Genomic DNA, 25,977 nt, shown 5'->3' with positions numbered 1-25,977 from the left:
AGCGGTTAAATCGCACAGCATGTCAGCTCAAAGGCGACGCTCTGTTTGCTCTGTACCGGACGCCCTTCCATCTCGGGCTGTTCCATAAAGCGGATGGTGATGCGATGCTTGCCGCCACTGATCTCTGGGAAGAGGGTCGAGCTACGTGGCAGGGCGACGCGGACCAACTGGCAAGGATTGTTTGAGTCGAGTGTTGCCTGAAAAAAGCCGCTCTCCGCCTCAAGTTTCTTGGGCAGTGTGCTATGACGGATGAGATGCATAATCAGGTCGAGTGACTGCTCCACGATAACCAGCTCGTCGAGCCATGATTTCAGGTCGCTCATGCGACGCTTGGCGGGCTGTTCCAGCCAGTAGTGGTAAGCGGGAATGTCAAAATCGCAGCTGCCGCCAGGTATCGTACTGCGTTGACGAATGTTACTCAGGAACTCATGACCCTTTAGTGACTGGCCAATCTGGCCGCTTACATCGTGGAGTTTGTCGATCAGATTGTCGAGATCATCAAGAATATCCTCAAGTCGCTCGCGATCTACATCTGGATTCTCTTCGAGATCGGCAAGGTAGCTGGTATGACGCTCCAGCTCCTTAAGGATCTCGGTTTTAAGGTCGGTTTTTCCGCTGATGATGTTGAGGATGTCGAGCAGGGTAGTTAGTGCGGCACGACTGTTCCAAACCGAGTCACCACGCAGGTAGTGGCGGCACTGCCTGAAGAGAAACTCCAGCCGCATAAAGGTGCGCACTCTTTCATTGAGTGGCTGCTCGTAGATTACCCTGTCTTGCATGCGCTTAATCTAGGTAGATTTCCAGATTCTGTTTGGAGCTATATTCTCCTCCAGTGTCGCGAGTGTGGCAAATTGAATCTGTGAATCTATGTGGTGTCTGCTGCGGTTTCGAGTAGTTGTTGGTGGAGCGTGTCCACCTGCTCCCACAGTGAATTTATGTCGTCGTTATTGTGGATGATGTGGTCAGCCGCTTCTAGACGATCTTGGCGCGACCACTGACTCGCCATGATTTTTCGAGCATCGGACTCTGAGACCTTATCGCGTTCTGTGGTGCGTTGTAGCTGTAACTGTTCGGGACAGTCAACGACAATGGTGGCATCTACGAAGGTGTAACCACCCGATTCGAACAGCAGTGGGATAACCAGCAGGGTGTAAGGTGACTGGCTGGCTGCGATCGAAGTCATGATCTCACCACGGATGAGTGGGTGGAGAATGGCCTCCAGACGCAGTCGTTGTTTGTCGTTGGAAAAAGCTGTTTGTCGCAGTGCGGCTCGATCAAGTGAGCCATCGGCTTGCAGTAGATCGTGACCGAATGTATGTGTGATTTGCTCCAGAGCTGGCATGCCTGGTTCAACCACATGGCGTGCAATTACATCGGCATCAATGACTGTGATGCCATGGGCTGCAATCAGCTCCGCTACAGTAGATTTGCCGCTGCCAATGCCTCCTGTTAACGCAACTACATACATCGGGTATTGATGGCTAGGTGGCCCATGCCAGGTAGGCCTGCGTTAGATCTTGACCCCAGAGCATGGCAATCCAGCCAGCAGCGGCTAGATAGGGGCCAAAAGGTATCGGGATATTTCGGTCGTGGCCTCGCAGCACGATGAGTGAAATACCAACCACAGCGCCTACCAGAGATGAGAGCAGGATGACGACTGGCAGCAGTTGCCAACCTAACCAGGCTCCAAAGAGAGCGAGTAGTTTGAAATCGCCGTAGCCCATACCCTCCTTGCCGGTAAGTAGTCTGAACAGGTGAAAAATAGCCCAGAGTGATAGGTATCCAGCAAGCGCGCCAATGATGCTGGTGTGACTATCTACGAATACACCGAAAAGACTTAGGATCAGGCCCAACCAGAGAAAGGGGAGGGTGATGGAGTCGGGAAGAAGCTGCTGGTCGAAATCGATCATTGAAAGGGTGATCAATGCCCAGGTAAGTGCGAGTGCAGCGGCTGCCTGGATGGTGAATCCAAAATGCCAGACAACCGTGACTGATAGTATGGCGGTGACAAGTTCGATAATCGGATAACGGGGAGAGATAGGGGTGCCACATTCTGAGCATCTTCCCTTCAACCAGAGGTAACTGGCGAGCGGGATGTTCTCAAGTGCAGTGATTGAGTGCTCGCATTTTGGACAACGAGAGCCGGGTGCTAAAAGGTTGAAGGCTGTGTTCTCAGTCGTCTCATTGTCGTTTAGAAATTCTTCACACTGAGCACGCCAATCGCGTTCCATCATAATTGGTAGTCGATGGATTACCACATTGAGGAAGCTGCCGATGATTAGACCAAAGAGTGCAGTGCAGGAGAGAAGTAACGCTAGGTTGGTTTGTAGTAGATCAACAATCATGTGGGCTAAAAATTAGCCAGCCTCAGAGGGCTGGCTAATGGTTCTCCTTCGGTCTAAGGACGAGTTCTTATACGACAGAACCCAGCTTGAAGATGGGGAGGTACATGGCGATAATCAAACCACCGATCAGGACACCCAGTACAGCCATAATTAACGGCTCCATGAGGCTGCTCATGGCGTCGACAGCATTGTCGACCTCCTCTTCATAGAAGTCGGCAACCTTGCTGAGCATGCTATCGAGTGAACCAGACTCCTCACCAATGGCGACCATCTGAATGACCATGCTGGGGAAGATATTGGTCTGCTTCATAGCAAGTTGAAGCTGCTGACCAGTTGCGACATTTTCACGCATCTGCATAACAGCTTCTGAATAGACGATGTTGCCGGTAGCGCCTGCCACTGACTCAAGGGCCTCAACTAGTGGAACACCGGCGGCGAACATTGTAGATAGAGTTCGTGCGTAGCGAGCTACAGCTGATTTATGCAGAATCACGCCGAAAATTGGCATCTTTAGCGCCATTCTGTCGAGTGCATGTGCAAATTTTCTAGATTTCTTCTTGGCATCCATAAATGCCGTCACAGCAAGTCCGATCACGCCGAAAATAGCCCACCACCACTCCTGGAAGAAGATTGATAAACCGATGACCCAAAGGGTGAAGGCAGGAAGTTCAGCACCAAAATTGGCGAATAGGTCCTGAAATTGCGGAATAACAAAGATCATGAGAATGGTCGTAACGATGAAGGCAACAACAATTACCGCGACAGGATAGAAGAGAGCTTTTTTGATCTTTTTCTTGATCGCCTCAGTCTTCTCAAGGTAGGTAGCGATCTTGTGCAGGAGTTCTTCAAGAACACCGGCCTGCTCACCTGCTTTGACGAGGTTACAAAAGAGATCGTCAAAATATATGCGATGTTTTCCTAAAGCCTCGGCAAGCGTTGTTCCGCCCTCAATATCAGCCTTAATACCTAGCAGTAGGTTAGCCATACTGGGATTGTCATGCCCTCTGCCTACAATCTCAAAAGACTGTACCAGTGGTACACCCGCAGACATCATGGTTGCCAGCTGACGTGCAAAAACAGCGATGTCACCTGTCGTGATTTTCTGTTTTCGTTGGCCGCCAAAGAGGGGCGAGGCTTTTTTGTTGACCTTGATAGGGGCGATGCCCTGGCGCCGCAGATCAGCCTTAACTGCCACAGCATTCGTGGCATTGGTTTCACCTTTGACCTTTCTGCCCTTTTTATCAGTCCCGATCCATGCAAAGGTCAGCTGTTTCTGCGATGCTTGTTCCGCCATGGGCATTCCTTATTCCTTTGTTACGCGGTTGACTTCTTCTAAACTGGTTACGCCCTGCCTGACCTTCTCCAAGCCGGACTCTCTCAGGTCAGGGATGTCCTCTTTTCGGGCTTGATCAGCGATCTGAAGAGCATTCCCACCTTCCATGATGATTCTTTCTATAGCTTCAGAGATCGGCATTACCTGATAGATGCCGACGCGTCCTTTGTAACCGTCAGTACACTGGTCGCATCCGTTCGCGCCATAGATAGTGAGCTTTGGAAGCTCCTCTTCAGTAAAACCTTCCTGAATAAGGGTGTCATGAGGTATTTCTTCTACTGTCTTACATTTTTCACACAATCTACGCCCAAGACGCTGGGCGATGATAAGGTTAACAGCAGATGCAATATTGAACGGTGCAACACCCATGTTTAGAAGTCGACTTAAAGTCTGTGGGGCATCATTGGTGTGTAGCGTCGATAGAACCATGTGACCTGTTTGTGCAGCTTTTATGGCAATCTCTGCAGTCTCGAGATCTCGGACCTCACCCACCATGATCACATCGGGGTCTTGACGAAGGAATGATCGTAACGCAGAGGCGAAGTCGAGTCCCGCTTTAGGGTTCACGTTCACCTGATTTACGCCCGGGAGATTGATTTCAGCGGGATCCTCAGCGGTTGATATATTACGGTCTGGTGTATTGAGTATGTTGAGGCCGGTATACAGAGATACAGTCTTACCACTACCAGTTGGTCCTGTTACAAGGATCATTCCGTGTGGTTTGGAAAGTGCGTCAAGATAGAGCTGTTTCTGTTCAGCTTCATAACCAAGAGCATCAATGCCTAGCTTTGCGCTACTTGGGTCAAGAATACGCATTACGATCTTTTCACCAAATAGAGTTGGGCAGCTGCTGACACGGAAATCGATAGCTCTGTTCTTCGAGAGCTTCATCTTCATTCGACCATCTTGCGGTACACGGCGCTCAGCGATGTCTAGTTGCGACATTACCTTGATTCGAGCGGCAATTCTTGTTGATAGATTAACTGGAGGAGTAGCAACCTCATGAAGAATGCCATCTTGGCGATAACGAACACGGTAGAATTTTTCAAAGGGTTCGCAATGGATGTCTGATGCCCCCCTGTTGATTGCGTCAACAAGGATCTTGTTAACGAAACGGACAACTGGCGCATCATCTACGTCCAGATCACCGGCATCACCTTGATCTTCTTCGCCCGAAGTGATATCGAGATTTTCAAGGTCGGCATCAAGAAGAAGATCGGACATGCTACTGCTGTCTTGTTCTTCAAGAACCTTCTCGATCATCTTGTTGAGCGACTCTTCCTCGACGAGAATGGCATCAGTATTGACGCCAGTGTGAAATTTAATCTCATCTAGCGCCTGAAGATTGGTAGGATCGGAGAGGGCGACGTAGAGTCTGTTGCCCCGCTTGAACAGCGGGAGTGCTCTGTGCTGTTGAATCAGCTTTTCACTGACCAGGGTTGCTGGTATCGATTCGCGGTCAATAACCTCGATATCAAAGACAGGTACACCAAACTCTTGGGCGGCAGCCCACGCTATCTCCTTTCCAATAACAATATTGTTTTCAACGAGATAGCTTACAAAAGGGGTTTTCTTCTTGCTTGCCTGCTCTGTTGCAGCATTTGCGTCTTGTTCTGACAGGAGCCCATCATTGACAAGGCGTCTTGCGAGTCCGCTGATGTGTGTACTTGTGTTCGACGTTGCCATATTCCATCACGTTATTATGTTAGCAGCATGACGCTGATAGGCTGATGTTAGTGGAAGTTCAAGTATTATCCAAGTGAATGTGCGAAGCTGCTTGTATTATTGGGTGAGCTTGGCCGGCTGTTCTCCTATCTGTATGATTGTAAATAAGAATCCTCGATTGTGTTCGTGCGTGCCAGATTGAGTGGAAGTTGTGCTTGAGATCACAGTTTTTAAGGTCTTGGGGTGTGACTGAAGTGGCTAACGAGATATTCTCTCAGTTGCTGGTGTATCAAGGTCGAGGCACCGACTCTCGTGCGGTAATGCTCCGAGCACATTGAATTCTAACTCTACTGTGGATAACTAAATGTTCGATGGAAAATCAATCCTGATTACTGGGGGAACTGGCTCGTTTGGCAAGAAATATACTGAGACCATACTTTCGAATTACCGCCCCAAAAGATTGGTGATATTTTCGCGTGATGAGCTAAAGCAGTTTGAGATGCAGCAGACTTATGACGATTCTTGCATGCGTTATTTTATCGGTGATGTGCGTGATGGTGAGAGACTTAAGCAGGCAATGCGCGGTATCGACTACGTGATTCATGCGGCAGCGTTGAAGCAGGTGCCCGCTGCGGAATATAACCCCTTCGAGTGCATAAAGACGAACATTATAGGCGCTGAAAATGTGATAAGCGCAGCGATAGCCACTGGTGTTTCAAAGGTTATCGCGTTATCTACGGATAAGGCTGCAAATCCGATTAACCTCTATGGTGCGACTAAGCTGGCATCAGACAAGCTATTTGTGGCTGCGAATAACATTGCCGGTGAGGAGGGCCCTGAGTTTAGCGTCGTAAGATATGGCAATGTGGTGGGATCACGTGGATCGGTCGTTCCCTTTTTTAGCAAGCTCATTTCTGAGGGTGTCACCGAGCTTCCAGTCACCGATTCTGAAATGACCCGATTCTGGATCACCCTTCAGCAAGGCGTGGATTTTGTTGTTAATAATTTTGATCGCATGTTTGGGGGTGAAATCTTTGTGCCTAAGATACCCTCTGTTCGGATTGTCGATCTGGCCACGGCGATGGCCCCCAGTCTGGAGCAGTGTGTAATTGGTATAAGACCTGGTGAAAAGCTCCATGAAATTATGTGTCCAGCGGATGATTCGCACTTAACGCTAGAATTCGACGATCATTTTGTGTTGCGTCCTGCGATCAAGTTCCACCAGTTGGAAATTGATTATAAGACCAATGCCATGGGCGAGCAGGGTAAGGCGGTGCAACGTGGGTTTGAATATAGTTCAGGATCAAATCCACGTTTTCTCAACGTGGATGAGATTAAACAGTTCAACACCATGGCTGAAGAATGATCCCCTATGCACGACAGGAGATAGGTCAGGATGATATTGATGCGGTCGATCGTGTGTTGCGCTCGGATTGGATTACACAAGGTCCGCTGATCCCTAAGTTTGAAAAGGCCGTAGCAGCGCGCTGTGGTGCAGAGCATGGTGTGGCTGTGAGCAGCGCCACGGCAGCACTCCACCTTGTGTTTAGCGCGCTCAACTTGGGTAAGGGAGACCGGCTCTGGACGTCGCCGAATACGTTTGTTGCGACTGCCAATAGTGCGCTCTACTGCGGTGCAGAGGTCGATTTTGTTGATATCGACCCAGCTACATTAAATATGAGTGTCGAAGCGCTTGCGTTCAAGCTGATTCGAGCTGAGCGCGAAGGGAGGCTACCGAAGGTTGTTGTACCGGTACATTTTGGTGGTTGCTCATGCGATATGAAGGCTATTCATAGTCTGTCGAAACAGTATGATTTTCGTGTGGTTGAAGACGCAGCGCATGCAATTGGTGGGCGCTATTGCGGTGGTGAAATAGGTAGCTGTAGTTACTCCGATGCAACGGTTTTTAGCTTTCATCCTGTCAAGATGATTACGACAGGTGAGGGCGGTATGGTAGTGACCAACAATAGTGACTTAGCTGAGCGCATTAATTTGCATCGTTCGCACGGTATTACGCGGGATGAATCCAAGATGCATGGAGATTCTGATGGCGCATGGTACTACGAACAACTTGAGCTTGGTTTCAATTATCGTCTTACCGATTTTCAAGCTGCTCTGGGTCTGTCTCAACTCAGTCGGCTTGATCAGTTTCTGGCGAAGCGTCTTGCACTAGCGAATCGATATCAATCGCTACTGAAAGATTTGCCATTAACGTCTCAGAGTATCCCGTCGTGCAACAGTTCGGCGTGGCATCTCTTTGTCATTAAACTTAGCAATACAGCAAGTCGCAGAGAGGTGTTCGATCGGCTCAGGGATGCAGGGATCGGTGTGAATGTTCACTATATTCCGGTGCATCTGCAGCCATTTTATCGTGCGCAGGGATTTAAACCCGGCGACTATCCCGAAGCTGAGCGCTATTACAGCGCAGCTATAACCTTGCCACTCTATCCGGCGTTGAAAGAGAGTGAGCAAGATTATGTGGTTAGGCAGCTGGTGTCGATTTTGGGGGAGGAGAAATGAGAGTGTTAGCTCTTATTCCTGCCAAGGCAGGATCGACCCGATTACCTAGGAAAAACATCATGCCGCTGCTGGGCCGATCACTGCTGGAGTGGACCGTAATCGCTGCGCGAGATTCGGGGATTTGTGATCGCTTAATTGTTAGTACTGAAGACGAGGCGGTTGTTGCAGAGGCGAAGCGGCTACATGTTGACGTTCCCTTTATGCGGCCAGCAGAACTTGCCCGTGATCCTGCCGGTGTCGTTGAGGTTGCGTTACATGCACTCGAGGAGCTCGAGCTTCAAGGCGAACAATTCGACACGCTGGTTATTCTATTACCTACCTCACCCTTTCGCACTGGCGAAGATATCAGGGCGGCGATGGCGATGTTCAGCGAGAAAGGTACCGCTTCATTGATGAGTGTGACAAAGCCCTCTGAGTCACCATTAACAGCGCAAATCATGGAGGATGGATTGCTTACGCCTCTTCTACCTGAGTGGTTGTTCCGTAGCGGGGCTAAGAGTGGTGCTGAACCGCCTAACGTTGTTAATGCGAATGGTGCTGTGACCATATTGGATGTAGAGCAATTCAAGACGGCCAAAGAGTACTATATCTACCCCCTGGCAGCGTATGAAATGCCATGGGACCGTGGTGTTGATATTGACACTGAATCCGATTTTCATTATGCAGAGTTCCTGGCTCGCACCCGGTTTGGCTTGGATGAGAAGGCTGATAGTTAGAACGGATGCCACCGATGCGGTTGGCCTGGGACACCTAACCCGAAGCTTGGCACTTGCAGGTGAGGCGCGTTCCATAGGGTGCGAGGTGCTGGGCGTTGGTTGTCTCGAGTCGGATGCCTCTCGACGTGCGGTTGACAATGTCGTAGATGAATGGATTGATCTTCCGGATCGGGAAGCGAGCCATGACAGTCTTACCATGCTTAAGCTGCTAATTGCAGAACGTAATCCCTCCTGGGTGGTGGTTGATGGATATGATTTTGGTTACGACTACCTCTGTTCCGTGCAGAGTGAGAGCAAACTGCTTGTGATTGATGATGGTGCACGTTTAGAGAATTACTGTGCTGATCTGCTCCTTGATCAAAACGTCGGTGCAGAACGACGTAACTATCGATTACAGGGTGGTGGTCGTGTATTACTAGGGGCAAAGTATGCTCTGCTGAGAGCCCAGTTCAAGGGTGGTGCAAAAGTTCGAACTGCTTCCCTGAAGGCACGTTCCCAACGCGTGCTCGTCTCTCTTGGTGGGCTCTCAGAAACGGGTGAGTTGTTGTTGGTGCTTCAGGGGCTAGCACAGATGAGCACTCCACTCGATATTACCTGTCTGACTGGGGCAAGCAGTGAAACGCAAGCCACTATTGAGAAGGGCGTTGTATCCATTTTCTCCGGCCGACCACATAATCTTAAGCTCGTACCTTATCGTGACGAAATGGCATCACTAATGGTTTGGGCAGATGTGGCAGTGTCGGCAGCCGGCAGTATCTGCCTGGAGATGGCTTGCAAGGGACTTCCAATGTTGTTGATGGTGTTGGCAGATAATCAGGCACCCATCGCGGCCGAATTTGATCGACTCGGGGCAGGTATTAGCTTGGGCTGGTTAGATAACGATACGCCCGACAGAGTTACACGAGTATTGACTGAGTTATTGATGGATCAACAGCGATTGTCATTAATGGGGGGGGGCGGCTTGAATTATGTCGATGGGGCGGGAGCGTCGCGAGTGGTCAAGGAGATGATGGGTGAGTAGCTATGTCCAGATGGGGGGGCGCCGTCTAGGTGACGACACTCCCTGTTTTATTGCCGCTGAGATTGGGATCAATCACAACGGTGATATGAAAATTGCGCATCAGGCTATCGACGCAGCGGTGGATGCTGGTGCTGATGGGGTAAAATTTCAGAACTATGTTACTGAGGATTTTCTCTCTGATAAAAGTCTTACATATCGTTATATATCTCAAGGGCGGGAGATTGTTGAGTCGCAATATGAGATGTTTAAACGTTGTGAGTTGAGTTCGATGCAATTGGCTGAACTCAAGGCGCACTGTGACGAGCGGGGTGTGACTTTCTTTAGTACGCCAACGGGTATTAGCAGTCTGAGGGATTTGTTGGAGCTCGGCGTCTCATTGATTAAAAATGGCTCAGATTTTTTGACCCACCTCGATCTAATTCGAGAGATGGCTAGATCAGAAGTGCCAACAGTGCTTTCGACAGGCATGGCAACCGTGGCTGAAATAGATGATGCGGTTGGTGCATACCGATCTGCAGGTGGAGATGCGCTGCTACTGCTTCACTGTACATCCAGTTACCCGACACCACCTGAGGATATAAATTTACGTCGAGTGCCTACGCTCTCGCAGCTGTTTGGGTTACCCGTTGGCTTTAGTGATCACACCGAGGGAACGGTTGCTGCAGCTGGAGCAGTTGCGTTGGGAGCGTGCTTTGTGGAGAAACACTTCACGCTTAACAAACACATGCCGGGGCCTGATCATCGTTTCTCTACAGATCCTGAGGAGTTTGGATTTTTGGTGCGGGATATCAGGAATATTGAATCGGCGCTTGGTAGTTCAATTGTTGCACCCACAAAGGCTGAGATGATGAGTCGGCACGATTTCAGGCTCTCGTGTACGGCTAGTCGAGCGATGCGATTAGGTGAAATTGTCGAGCGCAACTCCATGGTTTTTCACCGCCCAGGCTCGGGTATTCCACCCAAACTGAGTGAGGCGTTGGTGGGATTAACTGTAAAACGTGATGTTCCAGCAGGGCATCGATTTAGCTGGGAGGACTTTCATGAGCGTTGAAACAGTACCAACCTTTGATCAGGTCTGGGAGGAGAAATACAGTGATGGTCATCAGCAGCGCTACCCGTGGGATGTGATTGTCTCTTTTGTCCTGAGAAATGCACCCAAGGGTGTTGAGCGTTCTCAGATCAGAATATTGGAAGTTGGATGTGGTACGGCTAGTAATCTGTGGTTCGCCTCACGTGAAGGTTTTACAGTTGCAGGGGTTGATGCCTCTGAGAGTGCGATTGCAACCGCTAGAAAACGGTTTGCCGAAGATGGGCTGAGAGGCGATCTAAGAGTGGCAGACTTCACGGACCTGCCTTTTGAAGAGTCGAGTTTCGATATGGTGATAGACCGTGGAGCGCTGACATGTGCACCGTTTAGCGGCATTCAGCTAGCGCTAGAAGAGGTGCGCCGGGTATTGAAGGTTGGTGGACTTTTCTTTTTCAACCCCTATAGCGACCTACACAGCAGCCGAGCTGCTGGTAGTAGTGATGCTGATGGCCTAACGAGGGAGATTGATGGTGGAACTTTGGTCGGTGTTGGTCAAATCAGCTTTTTAGGTCGCAATCAGGTGGAACATGCGCTGTCGAAAGGTTGGAGTGTTAGGTCACTTCAGCACATGGAGTATAGAGAGATGTTGAGTCCAGACTATCTCGTACATGCTGAGTGGAGAGTGGTTGCTGAAAAGTTTGCAAAATGAGGATTCTTTTTCTGGGTAATCACACGGTTGGTACGACCGTTCTAAGAGAGTTGTGTGGTATTGCCGGTGTTGTCGTTGTGGGTGTGGTTGCACACCCTGATGACCCAGAGGATGGAGTGCGCTATGAGTCAGTCAATAGTTTGGCGCACGAGTTAGGATTGCCTGTCATCAGATCAAGCGGGCGCACAACAGCGCTGGTAGATTTTACCGAATTAACGAACCCCGATCTTATCTGGATTACAGATTATCGTTATCTTCTCCCACTTGAATTGCTGCAGAGAGCAAGGATAGGGGCGGTTAATTTGCACCCGAGCCTATTGCCCAGATATCGCGGGAGGGCGCCGATCAATTGGGCCATAATCCACGGAGAGTCACAATTAGGTCTAACGGCACATTTTGTTGATGAGGGTGTCGATTGTGGCGATGTCATTGTTCAACGAGAGTACAGTCTTTCTCAGGACGAGGATGTCGGTGACGCACTCAACAGGCTCTACCCACTCTATGCTGAAATTACAAGAGAAGTGGTAGGTCAAATGCTAACAGGGCGGGTGCATGCAGATCCTCAAGATGAACGGCTGGCAACAACGTTCCCTGCGCGTCGACCTGAGGATGGTGTGATTGAATGGCAGCAGTCGGTAGAAACAGTAATGAACCTGATTCGGGCAGTGGCCAAACCATATCCGGGAGCATTTACTATGCGAGATGGAGAGAGAATAACTGTGTGGAGAGCTGAGGTATACAGGGGGGCTGGTAAGTTGGCGTGTAGTGCGGGTGAGGTGGTGGAGATCCTGGAATCTGGTCCGGTAGTCTGTTGTGGTAAAGGTGCCCTGATTCTGACGGATATTGAGTACCTGTCTGATAATGGTTTGCTCGCTAAAGGGGATGTGTTGGGATGGTGATTAGCAATGATGAGCGACATACAGCGTCTCTCTATAGCGAACTTTTAAAGGCTCATGGTAGTTCATTTAGATCACTTAACTGGGGTAGTGAGGAGGGACAGCGACTTCGCTTCGAGGTGCTTTCCGGTGTTGGAAAGTTGCAAGGTGCGCGGGTGTTGGATGTTGGGTGCGGTCTCGGACATTTTGCATGTTGGATGGAAGCGTGTGGCATTGAAGTTGAATACACCGGTGTCGATCTGAGTGCTAAGCTGCTTGAGCAGGCAGCAAGAGATAACCCCGGTCTTCGCTTTATTGAAGGGAGCATTCTCGACAGTCAGACAGTGCTGGATGAAGAATTCGATTACGTATTTGCTAGCGGTCTATTTTATAGCTATCGAGAAAGTGGTGAAGAAGCTATTAAAAGAACCGTGACCCGGATGTGGGAATTGGCTAGGGTTGGTGTGGCATTTAATACATTAAGTGGCTGGACAGAAGATAAGAGCGAAAATGAGTTTTATGCAGATCCACTCAAGACAGTGGCTTTCTGTCAATCGCTAAGCCCATGGCTTGTGTTTCGGCACGACTACCATCCAAGAGATTTTACGGTCTACCTTACTCGAGAGGCGAGATGTGCATGATTGTTTCTATTATGCAACCGGCCTACCTTCCATGGCTGGGATATTTCGACAGGATTGCTCAAAGTGATGTACATATTGTGTTGGATGATGTCGCGCTAGAAAGAAGTTCCAAAACAAGGTTTACAAACCGAAACAAGGTTCGCACAAAAGAAGGCATTAAATGGCTGACGGTGCCGGTTAAGACAGCTGGCCTAGGACAACCGCTAATCAGTCAAATTGAGATTGATAATGGCCAGCCGTGGAGGAAAAAACATTGGCAGACACTGCTACATAGCTACTCCCAAGCGCCATGTTTTCATGAACATAAAACATTCTTTGAGAATTATTATGCCAGGGAGTGGCCTAAGCTTGGTGAGTGCCTAAAAGAGAGTACTCAATACCTTCTTGATGTTCTCGGAATCAATGTGAACCTACTCTACAGTTCTGAAATGATAGTTGAGGGCGTAAAGAGTGAGTTGATTCTGAATCTCTGTCAGTCTGTTGGTGCAACAAAATATATATCAGGGCCTTTTGGGCGTGATTATCTGAATGGTAATGCATTTGAGAGCGCAGGCATTGAGTTAAGTTTTCATGACTATCATCATCCTGTCTATAAGCAATACCATGGTGGATTTGAACCCTATGTCAGTATTGTTGATTTGCTCTTTAATCATGGTTCAAAGAGTCTTGAAATACTGACGTCATATGAGTGATGAAGAAGTTGGTGGGTATGGGGAGTGGAAGTGAATAGTGAAAATTTATTCGAGATCAATGGTCGAGCTATAGCAAGTGGACAGCCTTGTTATTTGGTGGCCGAGGTTGGAACGACATGTTTAGGTGAGCTAAGCAAAGCACTTGATTTGATTGCTGCAGCTGCCGATGCAGGAATGGATGCAGTGAAATTTCAAATGATCGATCCAGACCAGTTATCTGATGATGAGGTTGAGTATCGATTCTCTGCAGGTGGTGTTGAGCATGTTTTGAACATGAAAGAGATGTTTGAGCGACTAAGCTTTTCTGATGATGAGTGGTCAGAGGTTCAGAAGGCATGTTTGGCCCATGGTGTCGATTTCTTTGCTACCGTTGACTATGTCGGCGGCGTCGATAGGCTGGAGAAACTGAATGTTGCTGTGCATAAAATTGGTGCTTGGGATATTACCTATAGGCAGCTGGTCGAAAAGATAGCAGCCACGGGTAAATCATTGATTGTGGATCTTGGGCCGGCTGCAGAGAAGAATTTGGATGATCTTGTAGAGTGGACTCGGACGTGTGGTGGCGGAAACCTGTTGCTGCTCCACGATTTTCATACAAGTATTCCAGAGCAGATGAATATGCAGGCTATCTCATACTTGAATCATAGCTATAAAATTCCATGCGGGTTCTCTTCGCCCGCAAGGGATGATGACCTGGATGTGCTTGCGATAGGGTTAGGGGCGGTAATGCTTGAGAAGCGTTTGATTATGTCGCGCGAGGAGATTGCTTTTCATGCAGATGAGTCACTTGAACCTGATGAGTTGAAAGTGTGGGTGTCGAGAATCCGGCATGTTGAGAGTGCGCTGGGCAAGCAACAGGTTATTCCATCCGATGCGGATATTGAACTCTCTAAGGAGTATTTTCGGAGTGTCTGTACGCTTGCTCCAATCGCGAAAGGTGAGCAACTAAGCGAGGATAATGTCGGGGCTAAGCGTCCAGGGATAGGGATCCCAACCACTAGAATGAGGGAGTTTATAGGAAAAGAGTGTGCCTCTTCGTTAGAGGAAAATCACCTCATAAGAGAGGAGGATGTGCTTTGACGGTATTGGTTGTAGCTGCGCACCCAGATGATGAGGTGCTAGGGTGTGGAGGCACAATTGCTCGTCATACAGCAAATGGCGAACATGTGGTGCTTCTGCTTCTCGGTAATGGTCTGGCTTCGAGAGATGATGGCAACAATAAGATAAATGAATGCGAGTTGTCAGCTCTTCGTAGTGCGACTGATGCTGCGGCGGATGTTCTTGGCATATCAAAGATCTTTCGAATTCCGTTCCCCGATAATCGAATGGATGAGATTGCTCGTCTAGACGTTGTTAAAGCTGTTGAGTCAATCGTACAAACAGTCCTTCCATCGACGGTTTATACCCACTTTGAACATGATGTGAATGTTGATCATAGCGTCACATACAATGCAGTACTAACGGCATGCAGGCCTCAGCCAGAACATTCGGTTGATTTGCTGCTTAGTTTCGAAGTGCCCTCGTCAACTGAATGGCGTTTCGGTTTGCCTTCGGAAAAGTTTTCCCCAAATTGGTTTGTTGATATCAGCGATACAATAGATGCGAAGATGCGGGCCTTGCATTGCTATAAAGAAGAGATGCGCGCCTATCCTCACCCGAGGTCAGTAAAAGCTGTTGAGAGTTTGGCTTCTTGGAGAGGTGCTACAGTTGGAGTTAATGCTGCCGAAGCGTTTCAGCTGAGGCGAATGATCATTAAGTAATTTAAAATATAAAAGTGAATATATATGATTAGAACATTGGTGACAGGTGGCGTAGGGTTTCTAGGATCACACCTATGTGAGCGTTTGATTGATGAAGGTCATGATGTGCTGTGCGTAGATAATTATTTTACGGGTAGCAAAAAAAATGTTACTCATCTTATGAGGCATCCACATTTTGAACTGATGCGTCATGACGTTACATTCCCCCTCTACGTAGAAGTTGATGAGATATATAATCTAGCTTGTCCAGCATCACCTGTTCACTACCAGCATGATCCTGTGCAGACGACAAAAACCAGTGTGCACGGTGCAATCAATATGTTGGGTTTGGCAAAGCGCGTGAAGGCACGTGTCTTTCAGGCGTCTACTTCAGAAGTTTATGGTGACCCCGAGGTTCATCCGCAACCTGAGTCCTACTGGGGAAGAGTTAATCCAATCGGTCCGCGTGCCTGTTACGACGAAGGGAAGCGGTGTGCGGAAACGTTGTTTTTTGATTACTTTCACCAACATGAGCTTGAGATAAAGGTCGCGCGTATATTCAATACATACGGCCCGAGAATGCATCCCAACGATGGGCGAGTGGTTAGTAACTTTATTGTTCAGGCGCTACGAGGTGATGACCTAACTATCTATGGTGATGGACAACAGACTCGAAGTTTCTGTTATGTCGATGACATGGTCGAGGGGTTTGTCAGACTCATGTCGACAGCTAAGGACATTACTGGCCCTGTGAATCTAGGTAATCCTGGTGAATACAGTATGCTGGAATTGGCCGAGCAGGTTATTGGGCTGGTTAAGGGGCCGTCAAAAATAATTCATAAGCCATTGCCAGTAGATGATCCTCGTCAAAGAAAACCCGATATTTCTCTTGCTAAGGATGCGATAGGCTGGGAGCCTTCGGTTTCACTCGAAGACGGGTTGAAGGAGACGGTTGCTTATTTCGAGAAGTTGTTCGCAGAGTAATATTTGTTGGTGTGGTGGATAATATCCCGTTTCTAAAATTGTAATGACCGGATATTCGGCAAGAGCAGTCAACCTGTCGCTTAGAGTTTTTGCCATGGGTAGTCGCTTTGTCCTGGTGTTTGCTCTGGCGCGTTTTTTGACGCCAGGCGATGTAGGGCAGTACGGGCTATTTATGGCGTCGCTCTCTTTTGTGGTCTTGATCGTTGGTGCTGATTTCTATAGCTATAGCAATCGAGAGATATTGGCGCGCCCTCGAAAGGAGTGGTCGTTTGTTATCCAGCACTTTTTCCTGGCTATTCTTGCGGTCTATATTGTTACGTTTCCAGTGATAGCGCTGTTCGTTTCGCTCAGTGATGACGTTCTGAATAATGTGGCATGGTTCTTTGCTCTTCTTGTGGTCGAACATCTCGCGCAGGAAGTTAACCGACTATTGAATACCATTGGAAGGCCGTTGGCAGCAGGGACTGTGTTAATGGTTCGGATGGGGTTGTGGGTGTGGTTTGTATTGCCTCTTTTGTGGATGGAGCCAGGTTTTCGTGGGCTCGATTTAATATTTTTGGCCTGGTTTCTTGGTGCCGCAACCGCGCTGTTGATCGGCGTGATTATTATTGGTTATGAGGTAAAACTCTGGAAGTTGTGGCCGTTAGATATCCAATGGATGAAGAAGGGTTTTTTTATTGGAGGCTTATTTCTTCTTTCTTCTCTATCTATGAGGGGATTGTTCACCATGGATAGATACATTGTTGATTTCATTCTCGACTCAGAGATGTTAGGTATCTATGTGCTGTATATCTCCCTGTCCATGTCAATTATTTCAATCGTTAAACCTGCAATCGTGGATTTTTTGAATCCACGATTGGTAAAGGCACACTTTTCCAGTTCAGAAGATGAATATAAACGCATCCTGGCAGAGTATCGTTGGTCGACATTGCTGTTATCAACAAGCTTGGCAATAATTATTGCATTATCTGCTCCCTATATATTTGAATGGACAGGAAAGGAGATTTATGGAAGAAATCTTGATGTTCTGTGGCTGCTATTGGCTGTAGCGGTTCTCTACGCTGTTAATCTTCCAATGAATGGAGCTCTCTATGCAAGAGGGCGAAATAGGCACATTCTAATATCAAATGTAATGATGCCAGTGGTATTCATAGTGTCACTCTATCTGATGAGCAGTACGCCGTCTCTAGGTATGGTGGCTACATCATTGTTGTGCGCGATGGTCTGGGATATTTTGTACAAGCACGTGTCTTATTATCTTACTGAAAGAGATGTGAGGGGTTAGGCTAAATGATGTTGATAATAGAAACCATCACATGGAAGCCTCATATAGAAACTGCTATAGAGATTGCTTTTGATCGAGTAGAGAGTGGCGAGGATGTTTTTTATGTGAATCTCAGAGAAGGTCTGCCGGTTTGTGAGGACAGATCATTTATGCATTTTTTAGTTGATCTTCCTCGCATACGTATGAAGAGTGCGAGTCGACTATTGTCTAATACAAATATTGAGGTTGTGGATTCAGAGTATGGTGATGATGTGATTATCAAAGCCGAGGCAGCGGCAAAAAAGATAATGGGAGATTGTCACTCGATAGATGATGTCAAGAAAATTAAGTACGAGGAATTCGATGATATTGGCTGGGGCGTATTGAGTTCACTAATTTCGATTACGCGAAATTCGCGAATTGATTTTAATAAAAATAAGAGAGCTATATTTAACTACTTCAAATCATCGCTGATGGTCTATCTTCAGGTGCAGAAATTGATTGAGCAATACGACCCTGATGAGGTTCTACTGTTTAATGGGCGTTTTGCCACGACCAGAGCTGTATTGCGTGCAGCAGATAGTATGGGGAGAAGGTCTTGGATGATCCATGAGCGTGGGTGTGATAAGGATCATTACTGGATTGGTGATGTCATGCCTCACGACAATGTTGCATTACAGAAAAGAATTAATGATGCTTGGCGTCCTGAATTGATTGAGGATGGCAGACGATTCTTTCAGGCAAGAAGAGATAGAGTTGAAAGGCACTGGCATGTGCATACACTGAAACAGGAGAAGGGTAAGCTTCCACGAGAATTTAATAAAAAATCAAAATGGGTTATCTTTTTTACGTCCTCAGAAGATGAAATGGTCGCGATTGGTGATAAATATATAAATCACCATTTTCCAGATCAAATTCTGGCAATTCAGTGGTTGAGCTCAATAGTTCAAGGAATAGATGGATTAAAGATGTGTGTTCGTGTTCATCCAAATATTGCTTCTAAGGGGGCGTCTGATAGAAGTCGATGGGACGAGATGGAAGTCCCTGACTCTGTTTTGATTCGCTCGGATGATGATATTGATACCTATGCGTTAATTGATAATTCTCATGTTGTTTGTACTTATGGATCAACTGTCGGAGTTGAAGCGACATATTGGGGTAAGCCTTCGCTATTATTAGCAAACGCAGCATATGATTGCTTGGATGTGGCCATGATGGCAGAGAGTGAATCTCAAGTAGAGGCGTACCTAAGGGCCCCATTCAATTACCCTCAGAAAAACGCAATTAAATATGGTGCCTATTATGAAGCGTTTGGTACTAAATACCGCTTCTACAAGGCGGATACATTACATCGAGGTTCTCTTAAGGGTGTGTATCTAGACGATAATATTGCTATAAAATCGTATCGGTTTATGCTCAACATTTTGAATAAATGTGCTTCTATATTCCGCGCTTAGTTTAGGCTGTATATATCTGGAAAAATACAATGCGGATTTTAGTGTTATCTAAACGACAGTATTTGGGTAAAGATCTATTAGACGATCAATTCTTCAGAAATTATGAAGTACCTGAGGAGTTAAACAAACTTGATCATCAGGTTAGAGGTGTTACGCTGAGTTACCGAAGAATGACTGAAGGTCTCTTTAAACCCGGTACAGTTTCGTGGAGCTCATTCAATGTCTACCCGTGGCCGCATCGCTATTTCGTAGGTATCAAAACTATAATTGAGGAATTCAATCCAGATATTATATGGGCGAGTTCTGATGTGTATCATTCGATCTTTGGTTACTATCTTGCTTCTAAATACCGTATACCGATAGTTATTGATCTTTATGATAATTATGAGAGTTTTGGGCTGAGCAAAATACCAGGTGTTCGTACGCTATTTCGCTATGTATGTCGTAGAGCGAATGGTTTAACGGTTGTCAGTCGAATGCTCCGTGATTACATTTTGAGTGAATCTACTATAGAAGATTCACATGTTCGAGTGATGGGTAATGCTGTAAGAAAGGATCTGTTCAAACAAATGCCAAAAGCTGATGCTCGCCACTACTTGGGCTTGCCTTCGAATGTGCGATTGATTGGAACCGCTGGTGCCCTCTCGGCAGGGCGGGGTATTGAGGTGCTATTTAAGGCCTTTATGCTTCTTGTTGAACAGTTCCCAGAGCTCCATCTTGTAGTCGCTGGGCCAAGAGATAAGACGTTGCAGCAGTACTCTCATCCTCAAATCATTGACTTGGGAGTGCTCGATTTCGAAAAAGTCCCATATGTTTTTAATTCGCTTGATGTTGCTGTGATCTGCAACGTTGATAGTCTGTTTGGTCGATACTGCTTTCCACAAAAATATTACGAGATTGCTGCTTGTGAAACAAATGTAGTGGCATCGGATGTCGGTGAAATGCGTTATTTGCTTCGTCACAACAGGGATGCGTTATTTGTGCATGACTCTGCTAAATCATTGTCATCTGCGATCAAAAAACAACTATTTGGTGAGACAAATAATACCGATATTGATATCCCTTCCTGGTCTGATAGGGCGGAGGAGTTGTCTGGTTTTCTTGAATCAGTGAAAAGAGGTTGTTTGTAAGGGAAGCATTCGATGGGTGCTGAAAAATTGGCTATACAAACTCTTTGCATGCCTCTGCAATTATCGATGATGGAGATTTTGGTGGGATGTCAGCTTTTATCCTGTAACTCTCGTAGTTCTTAGTAAATGACTGAATAGCATTATCATCAAATTTGCTTAAGAGACAGTTCTTACCTAAGCCCTCCTGCCGCTCAGTGGCCATTCTTAATAGAAGTACTGGGATGCCAAGATATGAACACTCTTCCTGGTTGCTTCCTCCATCACTAATGACAAAATCGGCTGACGATATAAGTTTTATAAAGCGGAAGTAGTCGTATCTGCCTCTGAATTCAATGTTTGGATTCTTATTCAAGGAGTTATATAGCCCGAATCTTTTAAGTTTATTCTCAGTGGTTTTGTGGAGTATGAAGATTATATGGATGTGTTGTGCGATTGTTTCTATTGTTGAAACGATCCGTGTGATAGCGCTGAGGCTATATATATTCTCAACACGGTGAATTGTTGCGACTGCATATTGGCTGTTGGGAACTTTTATATCGATGTTCTTATCAAAACCGTGAGAATAAGAAAGACTGTCAGACAGCGTATTGTAAAATGTGTTGATCTTCTCGGCTTTATACTGAGACACGTTGTTAACAGCCCACTCGCCAGGGCAGAAAAGGTGCGTGGATAGTCTAAACGTTATGAGGCGAGTGATCTCTTCTGGAAATGGATGAAGTAGGTGATAAGAGCGAAGTCCAGATTCAATGTGACCTACCTTGAGCCCTGCAACTCGCCCCATCAAGGCGCCCAGCAGTGTAGAGAAAGTGTCGCCATGGACTAAAACAATCCCCGATTTGTCACCTCCAAATATTTCCCTCCTGTTGAAGATGGTTTTTATAATGATCTTGACTATCCAAAGCAGCATAGAGGGTATTGATGTGATGTCTTTACCGTCATGGAGCGAGTAGTCGGGGCCCCTCAGTTCAAAATTACTAAGGATGTCGGTCATCGTCTCCTGGTGTTGGCCAGTTGTAATGAAGCGATACTTGAGATTGTTGTCTATGAGTGCCCTCATTACCGGTGCCATTTTTATTAATTGCGCCTTCGTGCCAAGAACAATGTGGATCACTTGTTTGAGTCTCGAAATAACAGTCCGGTGATCTGTTCTGATACTAGACCGATAAGGAAGATAATAATTGATGTGGAGAACAGGAGGGCGCTCATGTTGGTAAAACGGCCTGCAGTTATAAATGTATACAGGTAGTAGCCTGTGCCTAAAAAGAAATGAAATAGGCTAATGGGTAGGAAAAGCTTGAGGGGAGAGTATAGAGTTCCGATTCTGAATATTATTAACAAAAATCTGACGCCGTCTCTAAACGGTTTGATATGACTTTTCCCTGTTCGCTGAGCGGCATGAATTGGTACATATGCAACGGCATAGCCTGCTCGGAAAAAAGCCATCGTGCTCGTTGTTGGATATGAAAAACCGTTTGGCAGTAGGTGTAAAAACTCTCTGAATTTCTTTGCACGTACAATCCGAAACCCTGATGTCAAATCATCGATCTTGTGGTTTGTCATCCAGCTTGATAGATGGTTATAGAGCCAGTTGGCAAACCCCCTGCCACGGCTTGCCTGCGAGCCTTTCTGTCTCGCACCGACAGTCATGTCGTAGCCTTCGTCGAGCTTTCTTATTAGTCTGGGTATGTCATCTGGATTGTGCTGACCATCAGCATCCATAAAAAGAAGTAGCTCTCCCTGTGCAGACCTGGTGCCGGTCTTGATAGCTGCTCCATTGCCCATACTGTATGGATGGGATATGACGTTTGCGCCAGCTGCTAAACCTATTTCTCGGGTGTCGTCGGATGAACCATCATCGACAACTATTATTTCAGTAATCTCGTCGAGCTGCTTTATTCTGGGTAGCAGCTTCTTGAGTGGGATTCCTTCATTTTTAGCAGGAATGATGACACTGATAGTTTTTTTGTTGGTAGTGTTCATTGTAGGATTTTGTTGTGTTTTTGTTGTGCTTTGATGATTAATTGCTCGAGATTGTCGATGTCTCTGCGCTTTGAGTGTTTCAATAGGGGATTCTTTGCCCTGTTATCCATTTTGCGTGCCACGCTTATATATTGTAGTGAATCATCATATAGACCTGCAGAAGAAAGCCAGATTGCTTGCAGTAGCGGTATGTCTATCACAGGTTGGAAGGCGTGTGCCTTGTCAAGCGCTTCCATTGCCGATGATAGATTTCTCTGGTCTGCAAATGTCTGTCCCAGCCAATAGTAGAGCATATGTTGTGTCTTGTGTGATTGAAATCCTGGATTTTCAATGGCTCGTAGGTAGATCATAACCATGTCATTAGTGTTTAGCGGTTTGCAGCGGCCTTTTGATACCAGTTGAGAGAGTTGTATAAGGCTGGATGTGGATGCATGGCTATATTTCGCGAACTTGATCGTATTCTTAAATGATTCGATCTCATCTGATGTTAGGGTTTTTGTAGCGCACTGTACGAGGAGCATCTGTAGCTTAAGAGAGACATCATCAGGATTGTATGAGATTCCAAGTCTTAGCTGTCTTTCTGCCTCTGCATAGTCATTGTTGAGTACTGCGAATGATGCAGCTGCCTGTCTTGAGCGTATTGAGCTAGGGTGTTCGCTTGCCCAAATCTGAGAGGCTAAAAGAGGATCCCCCCATATTTTGCTATTTTGATATGTAGAAAATATGGAAGTCAGTAATAATCCAACTATCAGAATTGAGGTCGTGTATTTGTGACTTTTAGAGAAGTTTGTTGCGTAGTATGAGATTGCGATTAAGGGGCCTACCATTGGCAAATAGTTTCGGTGTTCGAAATATAGCTCTAGTGGTATAACGGTTGATTCGATCAAATGGCCACTGAAAAACCAGGCTACTGCAAAACTATATAGTGGTGCTTTTCTCCTAAAAACGAAAATTGAGAAGAGAAGGCACACTATTGCCAGCAGAGAAAAGAGCGTTGATAGCGGATTTGTCAGGCTGGTTGAAATTGTATAGTCATCATGGAATAAGCCACCATCTCCCAGTCGTGGAACAATGATTCTGCCTAGGTAATCAAACATTATTCTCGATTCGGTCAAGAGGCGCTGCTGAAAGCTAAAGTCCCTATTGAAGGAGGTTGCTGGTGTTTTGATTCCGTAGTAGATGAGATAAGCGATGATCAACAATGCGGGAATGACTATGAATGCTAATTTCCAGGTTTTGAATTTAATCAGCGAATTATATTTATGCTGTGATAAGACCGCTTGTTCTGTTGCTAATAGATAGAAGAAGATGAGGGCGCCATTTTCCTTGCTAAATATTGATAGGGGCACGAGGAGCATCATCGAAACTGTGAGTAGTATTAAGCCCCTGTTTTCGCTTCTGGCTAGATACTCCCTAGCGTATAGGTAGCTTATCAGTAGGATGAGGTTAAATAACGCGCTTAGCTCGGTCATTCTTTGAATGACATAGAGTACAGTTGAAATGTTTAACGGTTGAAGCAACCAAAATGCTGTGGCGATCATCGCGACTAATTCAGCTCTAACGATGTTTTGATTCAGTGTGATGAGTAGCTTGCGTACAAAGGTAAATATCAACACACCATTGAGTAAGTGAATCATGAGGTTGGTGTATTTAAACGCCCAAGGGTCTGAGGGCCAGGCGTTATCGTTGAGCATGAAACTAAAAAGACTGATTGGTCTACCAGTGGGGCCCGATGAGCCGCTGAGAGTGAACTGCACTACCCTGTTGTATGTGTCGTGCTGATCGAGATGCGAGAGTATGCTGAGGTTGGGGAAGTCATCAAAAAGAAATGTACCACTGAGTCCAGGCCAGTAGATCAACAACGTTACTGTGAGAACGGCTATAAATAATAGCGCTAGTAGGCTAGATGATGTGGTTATCTGTAGATGGTTGTCGGGTTTGTTATGGTTAGAATCACTCACAATTATCAGTGTCCATCTAGGCTCAGGTACGTTTGATCTGTGATGATACCACCATGGTGCCGGAGATAGGCTTGCTTAAATCGCTGGTGTGAGAACTTGTAGGTGATACTGATACTTAATCGTGGGAGGGACTAGCTAACGAATGGGCTAGTAAAATTATTTACAGCTAGTCGGCCTGAATTTATTTGGCATTGTACCCAGATCACAGGTCCATTGTATTACGCTGCCACCATCAACGGCTTTTAGAACAATGGTTTCCCCGCTAACCGCCTGGGTGTTATAGGTGATGGTAATTAGGCTGCCACCGATCGATATTGAGTTCACAGATGTTCCCGTAATGCTGCTAGCTAATGGAAGTCCTGCGCTACGGTTATTGGATGGCCAGGTGTTGCTGCTTAGATAAAATTCCCCAAGACCAATCTTTGCTGAGCCTGCAAGTGCCAGCCCTTCAGCAACATGTGCACGCTTTGTATAGACTTCATATGCAGGAACTGCGATAGCTGCAAGAATGCCAATGATTGCAACTACAATCATTAACTCAATTAGTGTAAAGCCAGTTTTTTTCATGTCGTTTCTTACTTTATTTAAATCATCACTAGCTGAGAATACAGCTGCTTGATTGTGTAATGATTAGCTGTGAGAAGCGTTCAAGCACTGGGCAACCGAGATAGTTGCCCAGTGTTGAATTACGCTTAGCGGCAGTTAGCTGGTAGCCACTTGCTCTTCATGGTTGTGTTACCTGCTGCACAGGTCCACACAATTGAGCCGCCTGAATCGGCTGATGCGCTCAGTGTAACTGTGGCGCCAGACTCAACTTCGGTCTTGTAGGTGATGGTAATAACGCTGGTATCTACGCTTACGCTGCTTACGGCGTTACCAGTAATGCTTGTTGATCCAGGTAAGCCAACTGATTCGTTGCCCGTACCCCAGGCACCCTTGCTTGAGTAGTACTCAGCAACGCCAGCCTTGGCGCCAGCAGCGAGGTTCAGACCCTCAGTAACGTGAGAGCGTTTGGTGTAGTCCTGATAAGCAGGCAGTGCGATGGCAGCCAGAATACCGATGATCGCGACAACGATCATAAGTTCGATCAGTGTAAAACCCTGTTGCGTTTTCTTCATAGTCATTCTCCTAAAGCGTGAAATCTATATTGTGTACTTGATTGGGTAATAAATGAGCTCATTTGTCTGAACTTGACTCTGGCTCAAGTTAACCAAAAGCAAGATACAGGCGTATCAGTAGAAGCAAAGAGGATGCCAGTCCGGGTTTTCTTTATGGTATAGCCTAAAAATAGCCAATAAAACAACAGGCTAGCGATAATCTTATTGTGTAACATGGTGCTGGAATGGTGCTAACCGAGTTCTTTAAAATGGTCTGAATGTAATAATGTGACAAAATTGTCACATATGGGCGTTGGGAGGGGAATGTGGTACTCCGTAGGGGAATCGAACCCCTGTTACCGGCGTGAGAGGCCAGTGTCCTTACCGCTAGACGAACGGAGCATCTATTTAGTCTGACCAGGCTGGTCCTACCGAACAGGCGTGTCATTATACCTGCGCTTGCCATTTCTACAACAAAAATAATTACCTATAACTAACAGTGGGTTATGGGTATTAGTGTCGTTCAAAATCCTCGTTCCGATCATTGGCTCTCTTGCATATTATTGACTAGGTGTGGCCTGAAGGTCCTCTGTCGCTTCAAGGATTCCGGCTACCGAATCTACTTGTGATAGTTGGAGAGTAATTGGCTGCTCGGTCTGTGGCTGAAGAATTGCGATGAGGATACGGGCGTACCTTTTTAGGAAATGCGGCGTGCGTTCCGCATGTGTTGGCTCGTCGGTCAGGTCTTTCTGGCATGCCAGTGTCGACTGTGGGGGGCAGTGCTCTGCAAGGCAGGGTCTTCGGTACATATTATCAGGTGA

Annotated in this window: 25 protein-coding genes and 1 tRNA gene; 15 read left to right on the top strand and 11 right to left on the bottom strand. The window is 46.6% G+C overall.

What is annotated here, in order from left to right:
• Positions 1-5: 5 nt before the first annotated feature.
• From zapD to pilB, 5 genes are all read right to left on the bottom strand, one after another.
• A complete protein-coding gene (gene zapD / locus BOW52_RS02235; protein WP_078482459.1) occupies positions 6-779 on the bottom strand; it encodes a cell division protein ZapD in 774 nt (257 codons plus the stop codon).
• A gap of 86 nt (positions 780-865) precedes the next feature.
• Complete coding sequence (coaE, locus tag BOW52_RS02230; protein ID WP_078482458.1) at positions 866-1,468, bottom strand: dephospho-CoA kinase; 603 nt, start codon at positions 1,466-1,468, stop codon at positions 866-868.
• Between the two features lie 13 nt (positions 1,469-1,481).
• The gene (locus BOW52_RS02225; RefSeq protein ID WP_078482457.1) at positions 1,482-2,345 is read right to left on the bottom strand and encodes a prepilin peptidase; all 864 of its coding nucleotides are present in this window, start codon (positions 2,343-2,345) and stop codon (positions 1,482-1,484) included.
• Positions 2,346-2,412: 67 nt separating this feature from the next.
• Entirely contained in the window at positions 2,413-3,639 is a 1,227-nt protein-coding gene (locus BOW52_RS02220) for a type II secretion system F family protein (protein WP_078482456.1), read from the bottom strand.
• Between the two features lie 9 nt (positions 3,640-3,648).
• Entirely contained in the window at positions 3,649-5,364 is a 1,716-nt protein-coding gene (gene pilB / locus BOW52_RS02215) for a type IV-A pilus assembly ATPase PilB (RefSeq protein WP_172840073.1), read from the bottom strand.
• 343 nt (positions 5,365-5,707) lie between these two features.
• Here pilB and pseB point away from each other — a divergent pair, with 343 nt between their 5' ends.
• The 15 genes from pseB to BOW52_RS02140 are packed head-to-tail and all read left to right on the top strand — an operon-like array spanning position 5,708 to position 20,118.
• Positions 5,708-6,709 carry a UDP-N-acetylglucosamine 4,6-dehydratase (inverting) gene (gene pseB / locus BOW52_RS02210; protein ID WP_078482455.1) on the top strand — a complete coding sequence of 334 codons (1,002 nt, stop codon included), beginning with the start codon at positions 5,708-5,710 and terminating at the stop codon, positions 6,707-6,709.
• Complete coding sequence (gene pseC / locus BOW52_RS02205) at positions 6,706-7,863, top strand: UDP-4-amino-4,6-dideoxy-N-acetyl-beta-L-altrosamine transaminase (RefSeq protein WP_078482454.1); 1,158 nt, start codon at positions 6,706-6,708, stop codon at positions 7,861-7,863. Before pseB ends, pseC begins: the two co-directional genes overlap by 4 nt.
• A gap of 2 nt (positions 7,864-7,865) precedes the next feature.
• A complete protein-coding gene (locus tag BOW52_RS02200) occupies positions 7,866-8,579 on the top strand; it encodes an acylneuraminate cytidylyltransferase family protein (protein WP_172840072.1) in 714 nt (237 codons plus the stop codon).
• Complete coding sequence (gene pseG / locus BOW52_RS02195) at positions 8,560-9,600, top strand: UDP-2,4-diacetamido-2,4,6-trideoxy-beta-L-altropyranose hydrolase (protein WP_172840071.1); 1,041 nt, start codon at positions 8,560-8,562, stop codon at positions 9,598-9,600. Before BOW52_RS02200 ends, pseG begins: the two co-directional genes overlap by 20 nt.
• Positions 9,593-10,651, top strand: coding sequence for an N-acetylneuraminate synthase family protein (locus BOW52_RS02190; RefSeq protein ID WP_078482451.1), 1,059 nt, complete (start codon positions 9,593-9,595; stop codon positions 10,649-10,651). Before pseG ends, BOW52_RS02190 begins: the two co-directional genes overlap by 8 nt.
• Positions 10,641-11,336 (top strand): class I SAM-dependent methyltransferase, encoded by a 696-nt coding sequence (locus BOW52_RS02185; RefSeq protein ID WP_172840070.1) that lies wholly within the window; start codon positions 10,641-10,643, stop codon positions 11,334-11,336. Before BOW52_RS02190 ends, BOW52_RS02185 begins: the two co-directional genes overlap by 11 nt.
• Positions 11,333-12,235, top strand: a complete 903-nt coding sequence (locus BOW52_RS02180) for a methionyl-tRNA formyltransferase (protein WP_078482449.1) — start codon at positions 11,333-11,335, stop codon at positions 12,233-12,235. Before BOW52_RS02185 ends, BOW52_RS02180 begins: the two co-directional genes overlap by 4 nt.
• Positions 12,229-12,852, top strand: a complete 624-nt coding sequence (locus BOW52_RS02175; RefSeq protein ID WP_078482448.1) for a class I SAM-dependent methyltransferase — start codon at positions 12,229-12,231, stop codon at positions 12,850-12,852. Before BOW52_RS02180 ends, BOW52_RS02175 begins: the two co-directional genes overlap by 7 nt.
• On the top strand, positions 12,849-13,544 hold the full coding sequence (locus tag BOW52_RS02170; RefSeq protein ID WP_078482496.1) for a WbqC family protein: 696 nt from the start codon (positions 12,849-12,851) through the stop codon (positions 13,542-13,544). Before BOW52_RS02175 ends, BOW52_RS02170 begins: the two co-directional genes overlap by 4 nt.
• A 30-nt stretch (positions 13,545-13,574) precedes the next feature.
• Positions 13,575-14,624, top strand: coding sequence for an N-acetylneuraminate synthase family protein (locus tag BOW52_RS02165; RefSeq protein ID WP_135621941.1), 1,050 nt, complete (start codon positions 13,575-13,577; stop codon positions 14,622-14,624).
• A complete protein-coding gene (locus BOW52_RS02160) occupies positions 14,621-15,304 on the top strand; it encodes a PIG-L deacetylase family protein (protein WP_078482446.1) in 684 nt (227 codons plus the stop codon). Before BOW52_RS02165 ends, BOW52_RS02160 begins: the two co-directional genes overlap by 4 nt.
• A gap of 24 nt (positions 15,305-15,328) precedes the next feature.
• Positions 15,329-16,267 carry a UDP-glucuronic acid decarboxylase family protein gene (locus tag BOW52_RS02155; RefSeq protein ID WP_078482445.1) on the top strand — a complete coding sequence of 313 codons (939 nt, stop codon included), beginning with the start codon at positions 15,329-15,331 and terminating at the stop codon, positions 16,265-16,267.
• A gap of 43 nt (positions 16,268-16,310) precedes the next feature.
• Complete coding sequence (locus BOW52_RS02150) at positions 16,311-17,552, top strand: lipopolysaccharide biosynthesis protein (RefSeq protein ID WP_078482444.1); 1,242 nt, start codon at positions 16,311-16,313, stop codon at positions 17,550-17,552.
• A 5-nt stretch (positions 17,553-17,557) separates the two neighbouring features.
• On the top strand, positions 17,558-18,988 hold the full coding sequence (locus tag BOW52_RS02145; RefSeq protein ID WP_078482443.1) for a hypothetical protein: 1,431 nt from the start codon (positions 17,558-17,560) through the stop codon (positions 18,986-18,988).
• Between the two features lie 29 nt (positions 18,989-19,017).
• Positions 19,018-20,118 carry a glycosyltransferase family 4 protein gene (locus tag BOW52_RS02140; protein WP_078482442.1) on the top strand — a complete coding sequence of 367 codons (1,101 nt, stop codon included), beginning with the start codon at positions 19,018-19,020 and terminating at the stop codon, positions 20,116-20,118.
• A 31-nt stretch (positions 20,119-20,149) separates the two neighbouring features.
• Here the strand turns inward: BOW52_RS02140 and BOW52_RS02135 are convergent, their stop codons facing one another.
• The 6 genes from BOW52_RS02135 to BOW52_RS02110 all read right to left on the bottom strand — a co-directional run bounded on the left by BOW52_RS02135 (position 20,150) and on the right by BOW52_RS02110 (position 25,558).
• Positions 20,150-21,187 (bottom strand): UDP-N-acetylglucosamine 2-epimerase, encoded by a 1,038-nt coding sequence (locus BOW52_RS02135; RefSeq protein WP_135621940.1) that lies wholly within the window; start codon positions 21,185-21,187, stop codon positions 20,150-20,152.
• A 38-nt stretch (positions 21,188-21,225) separates the two neighbouring features.
• Entirely contained in the window at positions 21,226-22,098 is an 873-nt protein-coding gene (locus BOW52_RS02130; RefSeq protein WP_078482440.1) for a glycosyltransferase family 2 protein, read from the bottom strand.
• On the bottom strand, positions 22,095-23,957 hold the full coding sequence (locus BOW52_RS02125; protein WP_078482439.1) for a hypothetical protein: 1,863 nt from the start codon (positions 23,955-23,957) through the stop codon (positions 22,095-22,097). Before BOW52_RS02125 ends, BOW52_RS02130 begins: the two co-directional genes overlap by 4 nt.
• Before the next feature lie 258 nt (positions 23,958-24,215).
• Positions 24,216-24,626 carry a pilin gene (locus tag BOW52_RS17275; protein ID WP_078482438.1) on the bottom strand — a complete coding sequence of 137 codons (411 nt, stop codon included), beginning with the start codon at positions 24,624-24,626 and terminating at the stop codon, positions 24,216-24,218.
• 125 nt (positions 24,627-24,751) lie between these two features.
• Positions 24,752-25,177: a pilin gene (locus BOW52_RS02115; RefSeq protein WP_078482437.1), complete on the bottom strand. Its 426-nt coding sequence runs from the start codon at positions 25,175-25,177 to the stop codon at positions 24,752-24,754.
• A 306-nt stretch (positions 25,178-25,483) separates the two neighbouring features.
• Positions 25,484-25,558, bottom strand: a tRNA-Glu gene (locus BOW52_RS02110).
• Positions 25,559-25,977: the final 419 nt, after the last annotated feature.

This window comes from Solemya pervernicosa gill symbiont (genome assembly GCF_002020875.1).
In the GTDB taxonomy this organism is placed as follows: Bacteria; Pseudomonadota; Gammaproteobacteria.
This window is presented reverse-complemented; position numbering and strand designations above follow the sequence as displayed.

Coding starts and splice junctions, on each gene's coding strand:
- coaE (WP_078482458.1), bottom strand. CDS start 1,468: ATGTATGTAGTTGCGTTAACAGGAGGCATTGGCAGCGGCAAATCTACT.
- BOW52_RS02220 (WP_078482456.1), bottom strand. CDS start 3,639: ATGGCGGAACAAGCATCGCAGAAACAGCTGACCTTTGCATGGATCGGG.
- BOW52_RS02175 (WP_078482448.1), top strand. CDS start 12,229: ATGGTGATTAGCAATGATGAGCGACATACAGCGTCTCTCTATAGCGAA.
- BOW52_RS02155 (WP_078482445.1), top strand. CDS start 15,329: ATGATTAGAACATTGGTGACAGGTGGCGTAGGGTTTCTAGGATCACAC.
- BOW52_RS02135 (WP_135621940.1), bottom strand. CDS start 21,187: ATGGCACCGGTAATGAGGGCACTCATAGACAACAATCTCAAGTATCGC.
- BOW52_RS02130 (WP_078482440.1), bottom strand. CDS start 22,098: ATGAACACTACCAACAAAAAAACTATCAGTGTCATCATTCCTGCTAAA.
- zapD (WP_078482459.1), bottom strand. CDS start 779: ATGCAAGACAGGGTAATCTACGAGCAGCCACTCAATGAAAGAGTGCGC.
- BOW52_RS02145 (WP_078482443.1), top strand. CDS start 17,558: ATGATGTTGATAATAGAAACCATCACATGGAAGCCTCATATAGAAACT.
- pseC (WP_078482454.1), top strand. CDS start 6,706: ATGATCCCCTATGCACGACAGGAGATAGGTCAGGATGATATTGATGCG.
- BOW52_RS02185 (WP_172840070.1), top strand. CDS start 10,641: ATGAGCGTTGAAACAGTACCAACCTTTGATCAGGTCTGGGAGGAGAAA.
- pilB (WP_172840073.1), bottom strand. CDS start 5,364: ATGGCAACGTCGAACACAAGTACACACATCAGCGGACTCGCAAGACGC.
- BOW52_RS02225 (WP_078482457.1), bottom strand. CDS start 2,345: ATGATTGTTGATCTACTACAAACCAACCTAGCGTTACTTCTCTCCTGC.
- pseG (WP_172840071.1), top strand. CDS start 8,560: ATGAGAAGGCTGATAGTTAGAACGGATGCCACCGATGCGGTTGGCCTG.
- BOW52_RS02150 (WP_078482444.1), top strand. CDS start 16,311: ATGACCGGATATTCGGCAAGAGCAGTCAACCTGTCGCTTAGAGTTTTT.
- pseB (WP_078482455.1), top strand. CDS start 5,708: ATGTTCGATGGAAAATCAATCCTGATTACTGGGGGAACTGGCTCGTTT.
- BOW52_RS17275 (WP_078482438.1), bottom strand. CDS start 24,626: ATGAAAAAAACTGGCTTTACACTAATTGAGTTAATGATTGTAGTTGCA.
- BOW52_RS02180 (WP_078482449.1), top strand. CDS start 11,333: ATGAGGATTCTTTTTCTGGGTAATCACACGGTTGGTACGACCGTTCTA.
- BOW52_RS02170 (WP_078482496.1), top strand. CDS start 12,849: ATGATTGTTTCTATTATGCAACCGGCCTACCTTCCATGGCTGGGATAT.
- BOW52_RS02115 (WP_078482437.1), bottom strand. CDS start 25,177: ATGAAGAAAACGCAACAGGGTTTTACACTGATCGAACTTATGATCGTT.
- BOW52_RS02140 (WP_078482442.1), top strand. CDS start 19,018: ATGCGGATTTTAGTGTTATCTAAACGACAGTATTTGGGTAAAGATCTA.